Origin of the sequence: Miniphocaeibacter sp., assembly GCF_049276255.1 — a bacterium.
In the GTDB taxonomy this organism is placed as follows: Bacteria; Bacillota; Clostridia; order Tissierellales; family Peptoniphilaceae; genus Miniphocaeibacter.
In genome coordinates, this window is the sequence record NZ_JBASWB010000054.1 from 5001 (window position 1) to 23536 (window position 18536).

Sequence of the window (18536 nt, forward strand, 5' to 3'; positions counted from 1 at the left end):
TAATTTTTAAGGTCTCTTTACTATATAAGGATACTTCTTTTTCATTTTCTAAATATGCACCAAAATCCATTCTTTTCATATTTTCATAAAATACTATAGTAGGATTATAATAAAAGGCTTCATCCTTATAGAGTAGTTCTTCTTTTCCTATAGGAATATAATATCGTTCAGGGAACTCTTTAATATAAGTTTTTCCTAAATCTATTTTCCTACTTTCCTTTTCTACAAATATCATTTTTCTGTTTATAGCTTCTTTTACCACTAATAATTTCTTAATTTTTTCATCTATAATAGATTTTTGAGTTTCCATAGCTCTAAGAGAAATTTCCATGTTTTGCTTTTCCAATATTTTTTTTATTTGCTTTATAGAATATCCTAAATATCGCATATTACATATAGACGCTAATTCATAACATTGTTCAAATGTATATGCTCTGTAGCCATTTTCTTCTATATGTGCAGGTCTAAATAAACCTACCTTATCATAATAATGTAGAGTTTGTTTATTTAGTCCAAACAAGTCACTTATTTCTCCAATTTTCATGAAATCTTTCATCTATTATTTCACCATTATTCTTTTTTCATTTTATTTATTATATAGGACATTATAGGACCGGTCAATACAATTGAAGCTACTGTGCCAAGTCCCCAAGATGCTCCTAATATAACTCCTATTACCATTAATAAGGCATCCATTCCCCATCTACAATAGGTAAAAGGTATTTTCAATCGTTTATTAAGTATAACTGACATCCCATCCATAGCACCGGTTCCGAAATCTACACCTATGTAATAACCCAAGCCAATTGCAGTAATAATACAGCCTATTAACATCATAATAGTTTTTAATACTGTACCCATTCCTATAATATTTAAGGGAGCTAAAAGAAACACTCCTAAGTCTATAAAGTAACCTAGGAAAAAAGTTGCTAATACCGTTCCAACATTTATTAGTTGTCTATCAAATATTAATAGTATTATTAAAAAGAATACATTGACTATTATTCCAGATATCCCATAATTAAATCCTGTAAATACCGATATTCCTTCCGTTATTGTTGCAGCTGGCGCACTTCCTTGCCCTGCATTAAACATAAATGCAGTCCCTATTCCTGAAATTAACAACCCGACACATACTTTTAATGTATTTATTATTATTGTTGCCATATCTATTTTTTTGTTTTCCATAATATCCTCATTAAAAAGCATCTGTTGTATTTCTTAATACTTGTGTACAAATTTTTTCACCTTTTTTGCTTAACTCCTCTTCGTCTACTTTAGTAAGTCTCCCTTCTCTTGAAACTACTTCTCCTCCTACCATAGTCAAATAAGTAGCTCCTGTAACTCCGCCTCTTGCCAACATATTCTTTGGATCATGATGCATTCCTGTCAGTTCAATATTATTCATATCAATCATAAACAAATCGGCAGCCTTCCCCTTTTCCAACGTTCCGATATCATTTCTGCCTAATGTTCTAGCACCATTTATAGTTGATATTTTCAATAAGTCATAAGGACTTATAGCCCCTCCCCTTTCCTTACTAAAGTATGATTGCATCAAAAATGCAATTCTTAGAGAATCTAATAGACTTGAACTATCATTTGTCGCTGAGCCATCGCATCCTAAGCTGGTTACAACGCCTTTTTCTATCATCTTCTTCATATCTATAATTGGAAATCCTCCAAGTATTGCAGGACCTGGACAATGTGATATTCCTGTTTTCATTTTTGCTAATCTATCTAGCTCATCATCTGTCATTTCCCATCCATGAGCAAACCAAACATCTTCCCCTATGAAACCCATTTCTTCACATAGGTCTAAACTTCTTTTTCCCCATCTTTCTTTAATAATTTCATTTTCTCCTTCTCCAAGATGGGTATGCAATCTAACATCATAAGCTCTAGCTAATTTTATCGATTCTTTGAAAGTGTCTAAATAACAATTCATAATTTGACATGGAGCGACAACAATCTGACTTTTTGAAAATTTACTATTATCATGATATTTTTCTATTAATCTTTGACAGTCCTTTATAAAAACATCTGTTGTTTCTAACATATTTTCTGGCATTGTACTTCCTTCACTTCTAGGAAGTGTATTGGTGCCACGACCAGCATGATATCTGATTCCTAATTCCTCGGCAGCTTCCATTTGTCTGTCAACAGGCTCAGTTCCTGTTTCAGTAGTATAGCAATATTGATGATCAAATGCAGTAGTACAACCGTGCTTCAATAAATCACCCATTGCTGTTAAAGATGAATAATATATTACGTCATTGTTTATTTTTTGAAAAACAGGATATATTCTGTCTAACCACTCAGGAACTGTCATATTGACATAATCAACTTTTAAAGTATTTCTAACAAAAGTTTGAAAAAAATGATGATGGGTGTTAATAAGTCCGGGATAAATATATTTATCTCTGCCATCTATTGTTTCATCTACATTTCCCGGCTCTAAGTTAGGTCCTATTTCCAATATTTCCTGTCCTCTTATTAGAATGTCACTATCCCAATATACACTATCGTTTTCATCACAAGTAACTATTGCTTTTGCATTTTTTATATGTATTATTTTTCCCATTTTCCTTCCCCTTTATTGCTTACGTATTACTATAAAGCATATAGTAACTATACTTTCAAGTTTTTAACAAATAAAAAAGCACTGGATTTCTCCAATGCTAATCTTAGTCTATAAATTTAATTTTCTAATGCTTGTGCAGCTGTTATTAGTGATAATTTGTAAATATCCTCTTCGTTACTTCCTCTTGAAAGGTCTGATATTGGCATATTTAACCCTTGTAATATAGGCCCTATTGCCTCATAGCCTCCAAGTCTTTGTGCTATTTTATAACCTATATTTCCAGCTTGTAGGTCTGGGAATATAAATACATTAGCTTTTCCGGCTACTGGTGAATTTGGCGCTTTTTTAGCTCCTACTTCCGGTGCTATAGCTGCATCAAATTGCATTTCTCCATCTAAGGCTAAATCCGGTGCTAATTCTTTAGCTATTTTTGTAGCTTCTGCAACTCTTTCAGCAAGTTCATGTTTTGCTGAACCCATTGTTGAGAAACTTAACATGGCAACTTTTGGATCTATATCAAAAATTCTAGCTGTTTTAGCTGTTTCTACAGCAACTTCTGCTAATTCTTGTGGCTCTAAGGTAATATTAATAGCAATATCGGCAAACATATATTTTTCGCCATTTTGCCCTAACATTAACATTGCTCCACTGGTTCTTGAAACTCCCGGTCTGGTTTTTATTATTTGTAATGCCGGTCTTACAGTGTCACCTGTTGAAAATACAGCTCCACTTACTAGACCATCAGCCTTTCCTGTATAGACTAACATAGTTCCAAAATAGTTAACTGTTTTTAGCATTTCCACAGCTTGCTCTCTTGTTGCTTTTCCTTTTCTTCTTTCAACAAAAGCATCTACTAATAAATCAAATTCATCATATTTTTCAATTTCAATAATTTGTAATTTAGAAATATCAAAAGAATTTTCCTTTGCAGTTTTTTCTATTTCTTTAATATCTCCAAGCATTATAGGTTCAATTAAACCTTCATTTTTAAGTTTTATTGCTGCTCCTAAAACCCTTTTGTCCTCACCTTCTGGAAATACTATCTTCATGTTTTTTCCAGCTACTTTTTCTTTAATAGATTCTATAATATTCAATATTAGTCACTCCTATTTAAGTATATATAAATATAATATCATTAATTTCATTTTCAATATGTGTTCAGTGCCTTATCTAAGGCAATTTTTTCATCATCTGAAATATTTGCTTTTGCTCTTCCCTTTTCTATTTCCTTTGAAAAAGATACTGAACTTTCCCTACCATATATACTAGTAATCATAATTCCATTATTATAACTATCTAACAATACAAGAGTATATGACAGTCTATTTCTAAGTTCCGGAAAGGCATCGTATTTATGAAAACCAACTTTTTGAATAGATTTGGAAACATCTGACTTTATTATTTCCTGGGCAGATGCAATAGTTCCAATATCCGATTTAATCTTATCTATATCTTCAGAATGTGCAACTAAAACCTCTTCTAAATTCAATTCCCCTTTACCCTTTAGAATATTATCGTATCTTTTTTTTAGTCTATTGATTTTTTTATTTAATTTAAATATATTAGAAAAAGCTACAAACATAAAAAATGCTAAAAGAATAAACAAGAAAAAACTTCCTGTTTGTACAATAGTTTTAAATGTTTCCATTAGTTACCTCTTTCGCAATTTTTTCTAAAATTTCCAACGCTTTTTGTACTTCTTCTAAGGTATTAAAATATGAGAAGCTAAAACGCGCTGCTCCTAATTCCTCTGTTCCTATACTTCTATGTGCTAGAGGAGCACAATGGTAACCTGCTCTTACGCAAATTCCATATTCATCATCTAGCCTAAAGGCTAGTTCCGACGAATCTAAATCCCTTATATTTATAGGTACAACATGACCCTGCCTACTGTCTCCTGGTCCATAAATAGTTATACCACCTATGTTTTTTAATCCGTCTATAAACTTATCCTTTAATTGATTTTCATGTTCTCTTATAGTTTTTAATCCTACTTCATTTATAAAATCAATTCCTGCACCTAGTCCTACTATGGAAGTTCCATTTAAGGTACCAGCTTCTAATTTGTCGGGATAAACATTTGGTTGGTTTAAATCTAGGGAAAAACTTCCCGTTCCACCTTCTATTATGGTTTTTAATTCTAAATCTCCATTTATGTATAGTCCACCTGTTCCCATTGGACCAAATAGGGATTTATGACCGGGAAAACAAAGAATATCTATATTAGACTTAATAACATCTATATCTAAATAACCAATTCCTTGAGCTGCATCAACTATTAGTTTTACATTGTTTTCTTTTAAAATCTTCGATATTTCATCTATTTCCGTTATAGTTCCAACTAAATTACTCATAATTGTAATTACACATAATTTTGTGTTTTCCCTAATAGAGTTTTTAATATCTTCTATATCTATTAACCCTAGTTCATTAGCCGGAATTATTGTTAAATCAATATAGCCTATGTTTTCCAGTTGCTTTAAAGGTCTAAGAACGGAATTATGTTCCATTGCTGTAGTAATTACATGACTTTTTTCTTCTACAATACCTTTTATTGCAATATTCAAACTCTCCGTACAATTTTTAGTAAAAATAAGATTTAAAGGGTTATCTCCTCCAATAAAATCCGTTAGTTTTTGCCTTACATCAAAAATTTCCCTATCCATTTTTAAAGAAAGTCTATGTCCTGATCTACCAGGATTTGCACCAAAGTTTTTCATTGCATCTAATGTTTTTTCATAGACTATTTCCGGTTTTGGAAATGTAGTTGCAGCGTTGTCAAAATATATCAAAGTCATCCCTCAAATTCTATTTCATAATTTCTAATCTACCATAACAGCTATTCATTAATTCTTCTTTTAATTCTTTAATTTCCTCAGTATATTTGGCTAATTTCTCCTTTACTTCTTCCTTATAAGGACCTTCATCTATACTGTTTAAATTAATTATTACATTTAATAAAACAGCCTCTCCACTTGCTGCCAATAATAAGGTTCCAGCTCCTTGGTCTGTAATAGCATAAATATTTCCATACTTTGCAAAAGATCTTTGATTTCTCATACATTCTAAAATCAATTCACAGGTCTTTAAAGGAACATCCATTGCAACCTTATAGCCTTCTTGGATTTTTTGCTTTCTAAAAGCTTTTTCCTCCTCTGTTTCCTTTGGTAATTTATAGGCATCTAAAACACCATCAAAGGATTTTGCATCTTCATCAACCATTTTCTTTAATTCTTCTATTAAAGCGTCCATTTTATCGTAATCTTTTTTTACTTCATCTTTAATAGCTTCATCTAAAGACTCAAAGGATTTTTTCCCATATGTTAAATTTGCAACCATCATAGTTAAAGCTGCTCCTAAGGCTCCAGTATAACCTACTACAGAACCTCCACCTGGCATATCCTTCGACTTTGTTTTTTCCAAGTATTCAACAAGCCCCATGTCAATAAACATAATAATTAACCTCCTATTATTTCTAATATTCTTTCTAAATCATCATTATTCATATATGTTATTTCTATTTTTCCGCCTTTTCTCTTAGGTTTTAAATTTACCTTTGTTCCTAGACGTTCAACAAGTTTTTCTTCTAATTCCTGCTGGTAAATATCCTTAGCTCTTTTTTTAGTAGTAAATTTCTCAACATCTCTAACATTAGATTGTTTTAACAACAATTTATCTAACATTTTAAACCTATTTTTTCTATCCTTAATAGATAGTAGGGACCTAGCCTGTGTTGATGTAATATTTCCTTCCTTTAAATGCTCCAGTATTTCTGGGTCCAGTTTTAAAAGTCGAATAGTATTGGCTATATAAGACCTACTTTTACCAATTCTTTCACTTAAGTCCTGTTGAGTATAATTAAATTCCTTCATTAGCTCATCATAAGCCATAGCTTCTTCCAAGGGATTAAGGTCTTCCCTTTGAATATTTTCAATTATGGATATTTCCTTAATATCCTCATCTCCAATATCCATAATTCTAACAGGAATTTTGTCTAAATTAGCTAAGGAAGCAGCCCTATATCTTCTTTCTCCAGCAACAATTTCGTAAATATCATCTTTTTGTCTTACAATAATCGGTTGAATTATTCCAAATTCCAAAATTGAATCCCTTAACTCCATTAGGGAATCTTCGTCAAATTCCTTCCTTGGCTGATCTTTTCTAGGAAAAATCTTATTTAATTCCAGCTCTTGAACTTCTCCATCTTCAACAGTTTCCTCTATATCTTGTGGGATTAATGCTTCTAACCCCTTGCCTAATCCTTTTTTTCTCGCCATTATATCACCTATTTATTATTCTTGATTATTTCTTTAGCCAACTTTTCATATGCAATAGCTCCCTTGGATTTTTCATCATAATCAAAAATGCTTTCCCCATAACTAGGAGCTTCTGCCAGACGAACATTTCTTGGAATAATTGTTTTAAAAACCTTGTTTTTAAAATACTTTTTAACTTCCTCAACTACCTCTAAGGAAAGGTTGTTTCTTCCATCAAACATGCTAATTAAAACACCTTCAACCTCTAACTTTTTATTTAAAGATTTTTTAACTAAATTTATAGTTTCTACTAATTGACTTACACCTTCTAATGCATAGTATTCACTTTGAATTGGAATTAAAACAGAATCCGATGCAGTAAGGGCATTAATACTAAGAATTCCCAAAGAAGGCGGACAGTCCATTATAATATAATCATAATCCTTACAGTCCTTTAAAGCTTTTTTCAAAATCGATTCCCTGTCTGCTACATTAATAAGTTCGACTTCTACTCCTGACAAGGCTGTATTTGAAGGTATTATATCAACATTTTTAGATTTAGTTTTATATATTAATTCAGAAATCGGTAAAGTATCATTGATAAATAAATCATAAACATTATGGTCTAATGTATTTTTATCTATACCAAAACCAGACGAACTATTACCTTGAGGATCAAGGTCAACTACTAGAACTTTCTTCTTTTTAAGTCCTAAAGCTGCCGATAAATTTACAACTGTCGTGGTTTTTCCTACTCCACCTTTTTGGTTAAATACGCAAATTGCTTTCATAATACCTCCTTCTTCAAATAATTATAGCATATTTTATAACAAGAGATTTACACTTGCCCTATTTGTCTATTATATCAGCTTTCTACTATATTATATAGGAAAATAAATACTCTATAATTATAGGCATATAAAAAGCGGATTTACTAAAAGCAAACCCGCCTTTCATAATATAAGCTCTAATCATCTTTTTTCTTAAATTGACTTATTCCTCCCAGTACCAATCCTAAACCTACAATAGATGTACCTAATGTACTGGCTATACCGGTTTTAGGTAATTGTTTTTTACTTGTACTTGTTCCACTACCTGCTGTTTTTAAGGTATTGGTAACTATTAAATTACCGGTTTTCTTGTCTGTACTGTACTTAGCTTCATATCCCTTTGGAACATTTACTTCCTTAACAGTATATTTTACCACTTTGCCATTTTCTGTTTTATCTAAATTAGTCCATGTATATTTCCACTTGTTTTTTTCGTCAACTTTAATAGTTTGGCCTATTGCCTTACCATTCTTATATAATCTAACTTCTACACTTGTAGGTCTGGATTTGGAATTTTTATCATCCCATTTCTTTTCTACAGTAACTGATGTTTTATTATCTGTAGGAGTTGATTTTATAGTATTTACTACATAAACTCTTCCTACCTTGCTTTTTGTATCATAACTAACATCATAACCCTTTGGAACATTTACCTCTTTAACACTATAGTCTATGTTTTTATCATTTTCAGTTTTTGGTAAATTATCCCAAGTGTAAGTCCATTTATTGTTTGCGTCTAATTTAGCGACTTTTCCTTCAGCCTTACCATTTTTATATAGTTGAACTTCTACATAGCTTGGACGAGCCTTTGTTTTATTGTTATTGTCTTTCCATACTTTTTCCGCTGTTATTGATGTTGTTTCAACTTCAACAGGTTTTATAGTGTTTATTACATAAACCCTTCCCGCCGTACTTTCTCTATCATAGCTTACATCATAACCCTTTGGAACATTTACCTCTTTAACAGTATAGTCTACGATTTTATCATCTTCCGTTTTTGGTAAATTATCCCAAGTGTAAGTCCACTTGTTATCTGCATCTAGTTTAACTACCGCTCCCTCAACCTTATCATTTTTATATAGTTGAACTTCTATGTAACTTGGACGAGCCTTTGTTTTATTGTCATTGTCTTTCCATACTTTTTCTGCTGTTAATGATGTTGTTTCAATTGGTTCTGTAGGAACTTCTTTTAAAGTAGCCTTTATTGTTCCGTCTGCTTTATTGAAAACAAAGTCATAATCTTTAGATGGTTCTACTACAGTAACTGTATAATCATCTGCCTTATCTAAGTCTGACCACGTATGTGCCCAATTATTATTTTCATTTAACTCTACAGGGTCTTTTAAAGGAGTTCCAGCCTTATTTAACTGTACTTTTATATTTGTAGGACGAAGTTTTTCAGCGTTATTATTATCCTCCCAAACAATAGTTACTTTAAGGCTTGTTTTTTCGTCTTTTACTACAGTTGTTACTTCCGGTGCTTTAATTTCTTTAGTCTCTTCTGTTGTTTCTATGGTTTTTTTATCTTCTTCCACCTTGGTAGCTTCTGCTTCCTTAGGTGTTTGCGTATTTGCTAAGGTAATTTTTTCCTCTGTTTTAGGAGCTTCTATAGCATCTGTTTCTACTGTTTTGTTTTCCTCTAGCTTATAAGTAGCAGTAATTGTAGTTAAACCACTATTTGCACTTTTACTTATAGTGTATTCACTTGGAAAAGTCTTTTCCTTTACAGTATAGTTTATAGCCTTTCCATTTTCCTCCTTAGCTAAACCGGCCCATTTATATGACCATTTGCCATTTTCATTTAAGGTAGCTGTACCTACAGGTTTTTCGTTTGCAAGTAATTCAACCTCTACAGATTCCGGTCTTTTTCCATTTTTGTTCTCATTATCAGACCAGTTTACTTTAACATTCACTTCTTCTGTTGTTGATGCTAGTGTTTGCACTGGTAATATAATATTTAACAACATAAAAGAAAGCAATAGGAATGATAATCCCTTCTTAAATTTTTTCATAATAACCCCCCTCTCTATATATAGATACGAAAATAAAATTCAATATCTATCATCATAAAAAACAAACTAAAGAAACTTCTTGCTACTTTAATTATACCTATAATTGTCTAATATTAAACTAACAATATCATTACAAAAAACTATTTAAAACAAATAAAAAGCAAGTAACTTTATTGTTAAACTAAGCTACTTGCTCTACTATATTATTCCTTAGGAAATTCTATAGTTACTTTAAATAAATCTCCATCAATTTCTATATTAAATTTTCCACCTTGTCCTTCTATTAGAGAAGAAGCTATTGAAAGACCTAAACCAGAACCGTCTGTTGTTCTTGACTTGTCACCTCTTGTAAAGCGTTCCATTAATTCATCTGCTGAAATATTTAATTCATAGGCAGAAATATTTTTAATGGTAAGTTCAATATTTTCTAAGCTTTCCTTTAAATCCATGTACACCCTGGTGTTTTCTTGGGCATATTTGTAAATATTACTCATAATGTTATCTAAAACCCTGTAGGTTTTGTTGCCATCTAACTCTAGAACTATAGGATAATCCGGCTTATTAAAAACTATAGTTAGGTTCTTTTCTTCAAAATAATCCTTCCATTCTCCAATTCCCTGTAAAGTAAGGGCAGAAAAATCCAATTTTTCCTTTTCAAATTCTATATTATTAGTAGTAGCCTTACTTATTTGAAATAAATCTTCAATTAAGGTTTTTAATTTTAAGGACTTTTCATAAACTACCTTTGCATACTCCTGTTTTTCTTCAGGGGAGGCTTCTTCATCTATTAATATTTTAGAATAATTTATAATAGATGTTAAAGGAGTTTTTAAGTCGTGGCTAACATTGGTAATAAGTTCTGTTCTCATTCTTTCGGCCTTAACCTGTTCCTCAACAGCTGTAGTTAAATTATCCCCTATTGTGTTAAAATTATGGGCTATATTTTTAAAATATGGCATAGTTTCATCTACCTTAACATCGTAGTTTCCCTTAGCTATTTCCGATGACTTGTCATTAATATTTTTTATATTCTTTACAAAGCTTTTAATCAATAGGAAGGTTCCTATTAAGGCTATTAGGCCAAAAAAGAACCATGCACTCATATTTCCAGTTAAAGCACTAAAGAATATTGTAATTATTGCCAAGGTAAGGGTAATTAAAACAGTACCAAGTAGTCCTATTGTTCCCACATCCTTTATTTGGACTTTAATAAATAATTTAAACCTCTTAATTAATTCTACTATTTTTCTTATTGCCCAAGCAGTAAAGGTCTTGTTTTTAATAGAATAAATTATTCCATTATTATAGAGTACCTTAATAACAAACAATCCATAGGAGAAAAGCATAAGGCCTATAATTGAAGCAAGGGATAGAACCACTAGTTTTATAATGAAAATTGTATCAGCAACTCCTCCTGTATAAGCGTATAAATTTTCCTGTACAAAGTAGATTATTAAAATAAATATTGCAAAACAAGAAAAAATTGAAATATCCAAATACCATCTATCCATAAACCTAATATATTTTATATTTTTCATCTTCTCATAATCACTTAGAGCATTAAAGATTAATACCAATAAAACAGCCAAGGCTATTGCCGGTAAAAAGCCTAATAGCACAAGTCGTTCTGTATTGTATATAATAAAAGGATTACTTACTACATCATCTCTGTTTACTGTAAATACAAAGTCCGCACTTTCTACTTTATGAACTTCTGACTCATCATATATGGTAACTTGACCCTTTGGATAAATATACCCTACTGGCCCTCCTACATTCTCTACAATATCCAATATTACATCATCACCATATATTTCTTGTGCTTCAGTAATTGACATTCCTCCATCAAAGGTTCCATACTCTTCTTTGGTGTATCTGTATTCTTCACCATCCTCTACTATAGAAAACTCCTCTATAGCTCTCATTTTTTCCAAATAATCTTCGTCTGATGAATTTATTGTTTCAGAAATTTCTTTACTTTGTTTTTCTTCAGAAAAATATAGTTTTAATATTTCTTCTGTCTGGTGTTTTATATTTTCATCTTCTATATTGTTATTTTCAAACTCTAAGCCGGTATCTTTAACAAATTTTCCCTTTAGAAAAATTAAATTTCCCTTATTTTCTTCAATATTTGCTAAATTTTTATAATCATAGGCTTGTTCTAAAGTCTCTTCTTCCTCATTTTCATATTTCAAATCGATTTTATAGTTTACTACATTTTCATTACTATAATAACCGTCATGTAGAATACGGTCTAAATTAAAAGTAAAATAATTCTCTATATAATTTTCAGCTATATCTTTTTCCGATAGATTTGTATTACTTTCAAGTACTGCAAAACCTACAGCAGCAGATATTAATATAATCAGAATGAAAGTTAAAACCCTTCCCCAACCTGTATACCTTAATTTATTAAAAAACCCTTTATTTTCATTGTTCATAAAAGTCACCTTAATCCCCTTCAAATTTGTAGCCTAAACCCCATGCAACCTTAATATACATCGGGTTTTTTGGATCTATTTCTATTTTTTCCCTAATTCGTCTAATATGAACTGTTACAGTTTTTGAATCAAGAGCTGGCTCATTCCAAATTCTTTCGTAAATCTCATCAATGGAAAAAACCCTATTGGGATTTTTCATTAAAAGTTCTAAAATATCATATTCAATAGCTGTAAGATGAACTAATTTTCCATCAACATTGGCTGTTTTATCTAAAGTATTTAACTTTACACCACCAATTTCTATAATATCGTCATTTACTTTTTTCACCTGATAACTATAAAATCTCCTAATAGCTGAATTAACCCTGGCAATTAATTCTAAATTATTAAAGGGTTTAGTAATATAATCATCTGCCCCAATATTAAGACCTGTAATTTTATCCATATCCTCTGATTTTGCCGATAATATTATTATTGGAACATAGGAAATTTCCCTTAGTTTTATAATAGCCTCTTCACCTGAAAGATTTGGCATCATTAAATCCATAATAACCAGGTCAATTTTATTTTCCTTGAAAATCTTTAAACCTTCTAAACCATCATAGGCCTTAAAAATATTATAATTTTGATTTTTTAAAAATATTTCAATAGAATTTGCTATTGCCACATCATCTTCGCAAACTAAAATATTGTAACTTTTCATACTTAACTCTCCTTTGTACTTTTATAATAACAGTTAACTTTTACAAACTTATTACTTAATTATTAAGAAATTATTAAGACAGATATAATAATTATATAATATTATTTTCAAATATTTTCCAATTTACAAAATTCCACAAAAAAAGAGGCCTTTGCCTCTTTTTAATTTATTAGTTCTCCCTTTCTAAAATTTCTTTAACTACTTCATTTTTTGTTTTAATTTTATCCTTATATTTTTCGTACTCTCCCTTACCAAAGAAAGAATCAAAATTATTTTTAGTTACTTCATCAACCTTCATTCTCTTAGTCTTAAGATACTCTAAGTCTCCACCTGCACTATTTTCTTTACCCTTTTGAAAAATTACCTTTATTAAAATAGTATCTGTCCTATACCATTTAGGTTTTTCATTATCAATTTTTGAAAGTGAATAATGGACTACATAATTATAGTTAACTATATTGTTATCCTCTACTTTTATACCAACAGATGTTTGATTATATTCACTACTAATATCTAAATAACCTCTGTAATCCTCCTCATAATCTCTATAATCAAAATTCAAATAACCGAATACTCCATAATCCATTATTTCTCCAAAACTATTATCCTTAATTCTATTATTTTCCATTCTTAGCTGTTCAATTCTAAAATAGCCACCTGCATTTAAAAATTCTATTCCATCAATATATTGTCTAAAGCGATCCTCATGTCTATTATCTTCAAAAACTTCTTTGTTTTTCGGTTCAAAAACCCTTTCTTCTATTTCTGAATTATAATTATATTTAAATACAACCTTGTCTACATCATTTATAGTTACAAAAATTAAATTAGCATTCATTTCTCCAATATCTACATTATCTGAAAAATAATATTCATCAACAAGGTCTTTACGGGAAGGTAATAAATATTTAGATAATTTATCTAACTTAACCTCTATACTAATAATATTTTCACCTGAATTTTCATCTACATTTGGAATAATACTTTCTAATGTAACATGGCTAGGTAAATAGAAATGTTCTCCAATTGAATCTATCATTTTTAAATCACCATAACCATATCTGGTGCTTAGAGTTTCGAAATCCGTTCTGCTATTATATAATTTTTTTATTTCCACTTCTCTTTCTTTGTCAAGTTCCTCATATTTAGGATAGATATTATCAGGTTCACTATGCTCAGTTTCTACATTTGTGACTATATCACTTTCCCTAGAGTTTGGTAAGGTTGTACAACCTATAATAGTTAACATTAAAACTAATACAATTCCAACTAGTCTAGGGTATTTTTTATATTTTAAAACATTTTTTATTCTACTTTTTATATTACTTTCTGAAAAAGCAATTGGAACCATAAAGTATTTATTTCTTTTTGTAGCAAAATCTAAAATATTTTTAGAGTATTCCACCTTTATTTTCCCTTCAAAATTTTCTATTACCTTTTCATCACAGGACATTTCCATATCTTGAACAAGAAAATAGTAGGAAAACCAAACTAAGGGATTAAACCAATGGGTTGCTAAAATAACAAAACAAATTGGCTTTATTATATAATCCTTTCTTTCAATATGTACTTTTTCATGTTCTAAAATATATTCTTTTTCTTCAAAGTTTAACTCTAGAGGAAAATATATTTTAGGTTTAATAAACCCAAATACAAAGGGAGTGGAAATATTTTCACTTAAATAAATATTATCTTTTATTTTCACAGCAGTGGTGAGTTTGTTTTTTAATTTAATATAGCCATATAAACTATATACAAATAAAAAAGCAATTCCCATAACCCAAATTATACTAAGTATATTCCATATATTGAAATTACTAACTATATTAGCTGTATTTTCCATAGTTTTTACAGTACTAGACATATTCTCTAAAGTCTTTTGTCCACTTCCAACTTCCACTGCCCCAAGAATATTATTTCTATAATTTACAACAATATCCCTTTGTTCTACATAGTTAAATAAACTAAAAACCGATGGTATAGACTTAAATAATACAAGTCTTACAAAAGCTAATACCATTAAAATATAGGAGTAAATTTTAGGTAATTTCCTTATTAAAAATCTTATTCCAAAGAAAACTAACATTATATAGCTGGATTTAATGCTTAATTCTAGGACTTCTAAAAATAAGTTTTTCATTTTAGTCCTCCTTGTAAGAGTCGATTAAGTTCTTTAACTCCTCCGCTTCTTCTTCAGATATTTTATTATCTCCAATAAAAGCTGTTAAAAAACTAGGTAAGGAATTCTCAAATCTTTTATTTATAAACTCCTTTGATTCATAGCCTTGAACTTCTTCCTTTTTTACAAGAGAAGTAACTAGGGAATTATTATTTACCATTATATTTTTTTCTTCCAATTTTTTTAAAACAGTGTAGGTTGTTGATTTTTTCCAATCTAACTTTTCCCTTGCTAATTTCACAAGTTCCCCTGATTTAATTGGTTCCTCATCCCAAATAATACTTGCAAGATTAAATTCACTAAAACTTAAACTAAATTTTTTCATAAGACACCTCCTTGGTCTATAAGAATAAATCTATTTCTTAATTCTAGTCTATCATAATAGACCACTTTGTCAAATTACAAAATCCTTACAATTTTACAAAAAAGCACTAAAACAAAATGTTTTAATGCCTTCTATGATTTTTCTCATATACCATAAAATATTCAATTTCCTTATTTTTTTTGTCGATTTTTTCTTCTTTTACAATAAATTTCAACACAAGGTGCTTTTTTATTTATTCCCACTATCTAGGTCACTTCAGATATGCAATAAACGTCTTTTTCTTATTTAATTTTATATTCATATACCCTTGAACTTTCTCCCCAAGGATGATAACCATCTCCAATATATTTAAAACCATATTTTTCATAATAGCCTATATGGTCAGTTGAAAGATAGAGGGAAGTAAAGCCTATTTCTTTCGTTTCCTTTATACACTCATCTATTAATAACCTACCTAAAGCTTTACCTCTTTTATTTTCTTCAATATAAAGGGCAACAAACCAAGGGTATAAATCCATACAGGAAATAAAATCATTTGTTACTAGGCCACAAGAGCCTATAATTTCCCCCTTATCCTCTAGTAAGTACCATACGGGCAAGGGATTTTTTGTTTTTATACTCCTATTTATACTGTCATCATAAACCATTAAACTTTCTTCACTTGCCCATTTATCCTGAAAATATTTTATGGCAAGTTCCTTATATTTTGGCTCTTTTCTAACATTTATTATTCTCATATATCACCTATTCAAAAATCTTATATACTTTATTTTCTCCAGTTTTATAGTTATGAATTACTATTTCCAGCGTTGCATCTTCATTTCCTGGATTTAGATATTTTCCACCTAAAAACATAAACGAATCATCTAGTTCAACTACTCCTCCAGACGAATTCATAGCAATTTCATCCATTATTTTTATTTGTTCTTCTGAATAATATGTTCTACTTTCAAAAAAACTCTTTGGTTGAGTTGAAATTTTTTCTAACTTATCTTCTACTACATTATATACATGGGTAAATTCCCCATACTTACTCATCTCATCTTCTGCCAAAAGATATCTTTGTCCTTCTTCTAAATTCATTTCCTTTCCAAAGTAAACTCTATTTCCATCTTTTGACACTTTGACAATTGTAAAATTAGGTTTCTGAGGAACTATATCCTCTATTGTTTCTAAAGGTATAATTTTACTTTCTTTTGAATTATTTAAATCATAAACCACTAAACCAAAATAACCTGTTATAATAGCTTTTTCCTTATCTCCATATAATAAATTAGGAGAGCCAAATAACCATATACTATCTTTTTCTATATCTACATTATTTATATCCTTTGAAATTTTTTTACCTAATATTTCATTTTCAATATCTTCATATGTTTTTGTATCTGAAGGCTTACCAAATACTTTATATTTTGTTTTTTCATCACCATTATAAACCAATAATTCTATATCCTTATATTTTCTTCTTTTACCATCTTCTGAAAATCTAAATACATAATCATCGTCGCTATTAAAATCCGGTAAATCAAGTCCTCCTTCTTTACGTTCTTTAGTAGTACCTTTAGAAATATCATATTCATAATATGAAGTTTCTAATATATCATTATAAGCAAAGCTATATATTTTTTTAAAATCTTTAGAAACCCCTTCTATTCCTACTGTTTCTTTATCCTTATAGGTCTTAACCAACTCATCATACTCTATTCTATTTGTAACTTTAGAGTCTTTTAAATCATAAAATACAACACCTGTTCCAATATCATAAAATATTACTTGTTTGTCATCTCCATAGACAATATTTGGTAAATAATCAAATTCTTCAAGGTCTTTATCTTTAATATTTGAAATATAACTTTTCCCATTATTCCCAAAACAACCAACTAACACTACTAAGGAAAGGACCGATGCTAATATTATTTTCCATTTCCTAGCTTTCTTATGTTTCATAATATTTTTCACCCTTTCTTTAACATCCTCTTCTCCAAAGTTAATGGATATTCCACTAATCTTTCTTCTTCCTGTGGATATATTTAATAATGACTGGGCATAGTCTGCTTTTATTTCCTTGTTCATATTTCTCATAACTTTTTCATCACAGGATAATTCCATATCATTTGTTGATAAAACAAAGGCCAACCAAACTAAGGGGTTAAACCAATGAATGGAAAGGGCAATATAGGCTAGAATTTTTATTATATTATCCCGTCTTTTTATATGTACCTGTTCATGTAAAATAATATATTCCTTATTTTCAATATAGGATGGTAGGTAGATTTTCGGTCTTCTTATCCCAACTACAAAGGCTGTGTTAATATAATCGGATAAATAAATATTTTCCCTTAATTTTATTGAACCAACTAATTTCTTCTTTAGTTTTATAGCTGATATTATAGCTTTTATTAGCATAAAAGCCATTCCGGCAATCCAAATTCCTATAAGGACATAGATTATTATTTGTCTGTAATCTATTGGGTTTTCTACAAGAGCTGTAGGAACTTCCTTTATTGTATTTTTAACTGGATTGTTTACGGTCCTGTCTACTATATTTATGCCTGTATTTATTCTTGCTGAGCTATTATAAACTATATTACTTGGAATAGGTCTCTTATTTACCGGTATTAAGGAAAATAGCCCTTCTATTGAAAATGGAATTAAGAGTCTTACTAACACCGGAAGCCATAAAATATAGGAAAATATTTTTGGAAATCTTTTTAATAAGAGTCTTGCTAAAATTACAACTCCTATTATAAAAGATGCCACAAAGGACATATTTAATATTTCTAAGAATATTTCTTGTATATTCATAACTAACTCCTATTTTCATCAATTAATTTTTGTAGTTCTTCAATTTCTTTTTCTGTTAATTTATTTTTCGAAGTAAAGGCTGTTAAAAATTTTGGTAAGGAGCCTTCAAATTCCTCTTCTATAAATTCTTCACTTTGTCTAGCCTTAAATTCCTCTAAACTTATTAAAGAAGTGACTTGGCTGTTATTGTTTTGGAAGATTTCCTTTTCTATTAAGCGCTTTAACATTGTATAGGTTGTAGATTTTTTCCATTCAAATTCCCTCTTACATAATTTAACTAATTCCCCTGATGCAATTGGTTCATGTTGCCAAATTAATTCAGCAAATTTCATTTCCATTAAACCTAATTTGTAGTCTGCCATATTTACCTCCTTTAGTCTACAAGCATTAGACTTGTTTCT

The 18536-nt window shown here is 29.8% G+C and carries 17 protein-coding genes (1 of these 17 only partly in view); all 17 read right to left on the reverse strand.

All coding sequences use genetic code 11. From position 1 onward, the window contains the following. On the reverse strand, positions 1–556 hold the 5' portion of the coding sequence (locus WAO56_RS05835; protein ID WP_422143383.1) for a MerR family transcriptional regulator. Its footprint begins 218 nt before the window's first position; the window shows 556 of its 774 coding nt (coding positions 1–556); it begins with the start codon at positions 554–556; its stop codon lies off the left edge, out of view. Positions 557–570: 14 nt separating this feature from the next. After that, positions 571–1188, reverse strand: coding sequence for a YczE/YyaS/YitT family protein (locus WAO56_RS05840; protein ID WP_422143382.1), 618 nt, complete (start codon positions 1186–1188; stop codon positions 571–573). A 10-nt stretch (positions 1189–1198) separates the two neighbouring features. Beyond that, on the reverse strand, positions 1199–2584 hold the full coding sequence (locus tag WAO56_RS05845; protein ID WP_422143381.1) for an amidohydrolase: 1386 nt from the start codon (positions 2582–2584) through the stop codon (positions 1199–1201). 116 nt (positions 2585–2700) lie between these two features. Next, positions 2701–3678 (reverse strand): phosphate acetyltransferase, encoded by a 978-nt coding sequence (gene pta / locus WAO56_RS05850; protein WP_422143380.1) that lies wholly within the window; start codon positions 3676–3678, stop codon positions 2701–2703. A 53-nt stretch (positions 3679–3731) separates the two neighbouring features. After that, entirely contained in the window at positions 3732–4232 is a 501-nt protein-coding gene (locus tag WAO56_RS05855) for a DUF4446 family protein (protein WP_422143379.1), read from the reverse strand. Continuing rightward, on the reverse strand, positions 4219–5376 hold the full coding sequence (locus WAO56_RS05860) for an aminotransferase class V-fold PLP-dependent enzyme (protein WP_422143378.1): 1158 nt from the start codon (positions 5374–5376) through the stop codon (positions 4219–4221). Before WAO56_RS05860 ends, WAO56_RS05855 begins: the two co-directional genes overlap by 14 nt. A gap of 16 nt (positions 5377–5392) precedes the next feature. Further along, complete coding sequence (locus WAO56_RS05865) at positions 5393–6037, reverse strand: cyclodeaminase/cyclohydrolase family protein (protein WP_422143377.1); 645 nt, start codon at positions 6035–6037, stop codon at positions 5393–5395. Positions 6038–6042: 5 nt separating this feature from the next. Next, positions 6043–6861, reverse strand: coding sequence for a ParB/RepB/Spo0J family partition protein (locus WAO56_RS05870; RefSeq protein ID WP_422143376.1), 819 nt, complete (start codon positions 6859–6861; stop codon positions 6043–6045). An 8-nt stretch (positions 6862–6869) separates the two neighbouring features. Beyond that, positions 6870–7631, reverse strand: a complete 762-nt coding sequence (locus tag WAO56_RS05875) for a ParA family protein (RefSeq protein WP_422143375.1) — start codon at positions 7629–7631, stop codon at positions 6870–6872. Positions 7632–7807: 176 nt separating this feature from the next. Continuing rightward, positions 7808–9682, reverse strand: a complete 1875-nt coding sequence (locus tag WAO56_RS05880) for a Cna B-type domain-containing protein (protein WP_422143374.1) — start codon at positions 9680–9682, stop codon at positions 7808–7810. Positions 9683–9885: 203 nt separating this feature from the next. Continuing rightward, a complete protein-coding gene (locus WAO56_RS05885; RefSeq protein ID WP_422143373.1) occupies positions 9886–12123 on the reverse strand; it encodes a histidine kinase dimerization/phospho-acceptor domain-containing protein in 2238 nt (745 codons plus the stop codon). A 10-nt stretch (positions 12124–12133) separates the two neighbouring features. Beyond that, positions 12134–12826, reverse strand: a complete 693-nt coding sequence (locus WAO56_RS05890) for a response regulator transcription factor (RefSeq protein WP_422143372.1) — start codon at positions 12824–12826, stop codon at positions 12134–12136. A gap of 169 nt (positions 12827–12995) precedes the next feature. Continuing rightward, a complete protein-coding gene (locus WAO56_RS05895; protein WP_422143371.1) occupies positions 12996–14966 on the reverse strand; it encodes a M56 family metallopeptidase in 1971 nt (656 codons plus the stop codon). A gap of 1 nt (position 14967) precedes the next feature. Beyond that, complete coding sequence (locus tag WAO56_RS05900) at positions 14968–15330, reverse strand: BlaI/MecI/CopY family transcriptional regulator (protein ID WP_422143370.1); 363 nt, start codon at positions 15328–15330, stop codon at positions 14968–14970. Positions 15331–15611: 281 nt separating this feature from the next. Continuing rightward, on the reverse strand, positions 15612–16067 hold the full coding sequence (locus WAO56_RS05905) for a GNAT family N-acetyltransferase (RefSeq protein ID WP_422143369.1): 456 nt from the start codon (positions 16065–16067) through the stop codon (positions 15612–15614). 7 nt (positions 16068–16074) lie between these two features. Continuing rightward, positions 16075–18135, reverse strand: coding sequence for a M56 family metallopeptidase (locus WAO56_RS05910; RefSeq protein ID WP_422143368.1), 2061 nt, complete (start codon positions 18133–18135; stop codon positions 16075–16077). Between the two features lie 2 nt (positions 18136–18137). After that, entirely contained in the window at positions 18138–18497 is a 360-nt protein-coding gene (locus WAO56_RS05915) for a BlaI/MecI/CopY family transcriptional regulator (protein WP_422143367.1), read from the reverse strand. Positions 18498–18536 lie beyond the last annotated feature (39 nt).

Bases quoted from the DNA above. Each gene is read 5' to 3' on its own strand.
- WAO56_RS05875 (WP_422143375.1), bottom strand. From the start codon at position 7,631: ATGAAAGCAATTTGCGTATTTAACCAAAAAGGTGGAGTAGGAAAAACC.
- WAO56_RS05855 (WP_422143379.1), bottom strand. From the start codon at position 4,232: ATGGAAACATTTAAAACTATTGTACAAACAGGAAGTTTTTTCTTGTTT.
- WAO56_RS05865 (WP_422143377.1), bottom strand. From the start codon at position 6,037: ATGTTTATTGACATGGGGCTTGTTGAATACTTGGAAAAAACAAAGTCG.
- WAO56_RS05880 (WP_422143374.1), bottom strand. From the start codon at position 9,682: ATGAAAAAATTTAAGAAGGGATTATCATTCCTATTGCTTTCTTTTATG.
- WAO56_RS05845 (WP_422143381.1), bottom strand. From the start codon at position 2,584: ATGGGAAAAATAATACATATAAAAAATGCAAAAGCAATAGTTACTTGT.
- WAO56_RS05905 (WP_422143369.1), bottom strand. From the start codon at position 16,067: ATGAGAATAATAAATGTTAGAAAAGAGCCAAAATATAAGGAACTTGCC.
- WAO56_RS05890 (WP_422143372.1), bottom strand. From the start codon at position 12,826: ATGAAAAGTTACAATATTTTAGTTTGCGAAGATGATGTGGCAATAGCA.
- WAO56_RS05840 (WP_422143382.1), bottom strand. From the start codon at position 1,188: ATGGAAAACAAAAAAATAGATATGGCAACAATAATAATAAATACATTA.
- WAO56_RS05900 (WP_422143370.1), bottom strand. From the start codon at position 15,330: ATGAAAAAATTTAGTTTAAGTTTTAGTGAATTTAATCTTGCAAGTATT.
- WAO56_RS05885 (WP_422143373.1), bottom strand. From the start codon at position 12,123: ATGAACAATGAAAATAAAGGGTTTTTTAATAAATTAAGGTATACAGGT.
- WAO56_RS05915 (WP_422143367.1), bottom strand. From the start codon at position 18,497: ATGGCAGACTACAAATTAGGTTTAATGGAAATGAAATTTGCTGAATTA.
- WAO56_RS05870 (WP_422143376.1), bottom strand. From the start codon at position 6,861: ATGGCGAGAAAAAAAGGATTAGGCAAGGGGTTAGAAGCATTAATCCCA.
- WAO56_RS05895 (WP_422143371.1), bottom strand. From the start codon at position 14,966: ATGAAAAACTTATTTTTAGAAGTCCTAGAATTAAGCATTAAATCCAGC.
- WAO56_RS05910 (WP_422143368.1), bottom strand. From the start codon at position 18,135: ATGAATATACAAGAAATATTCTTAGAAATATTAAATATGTCCTTTGTG.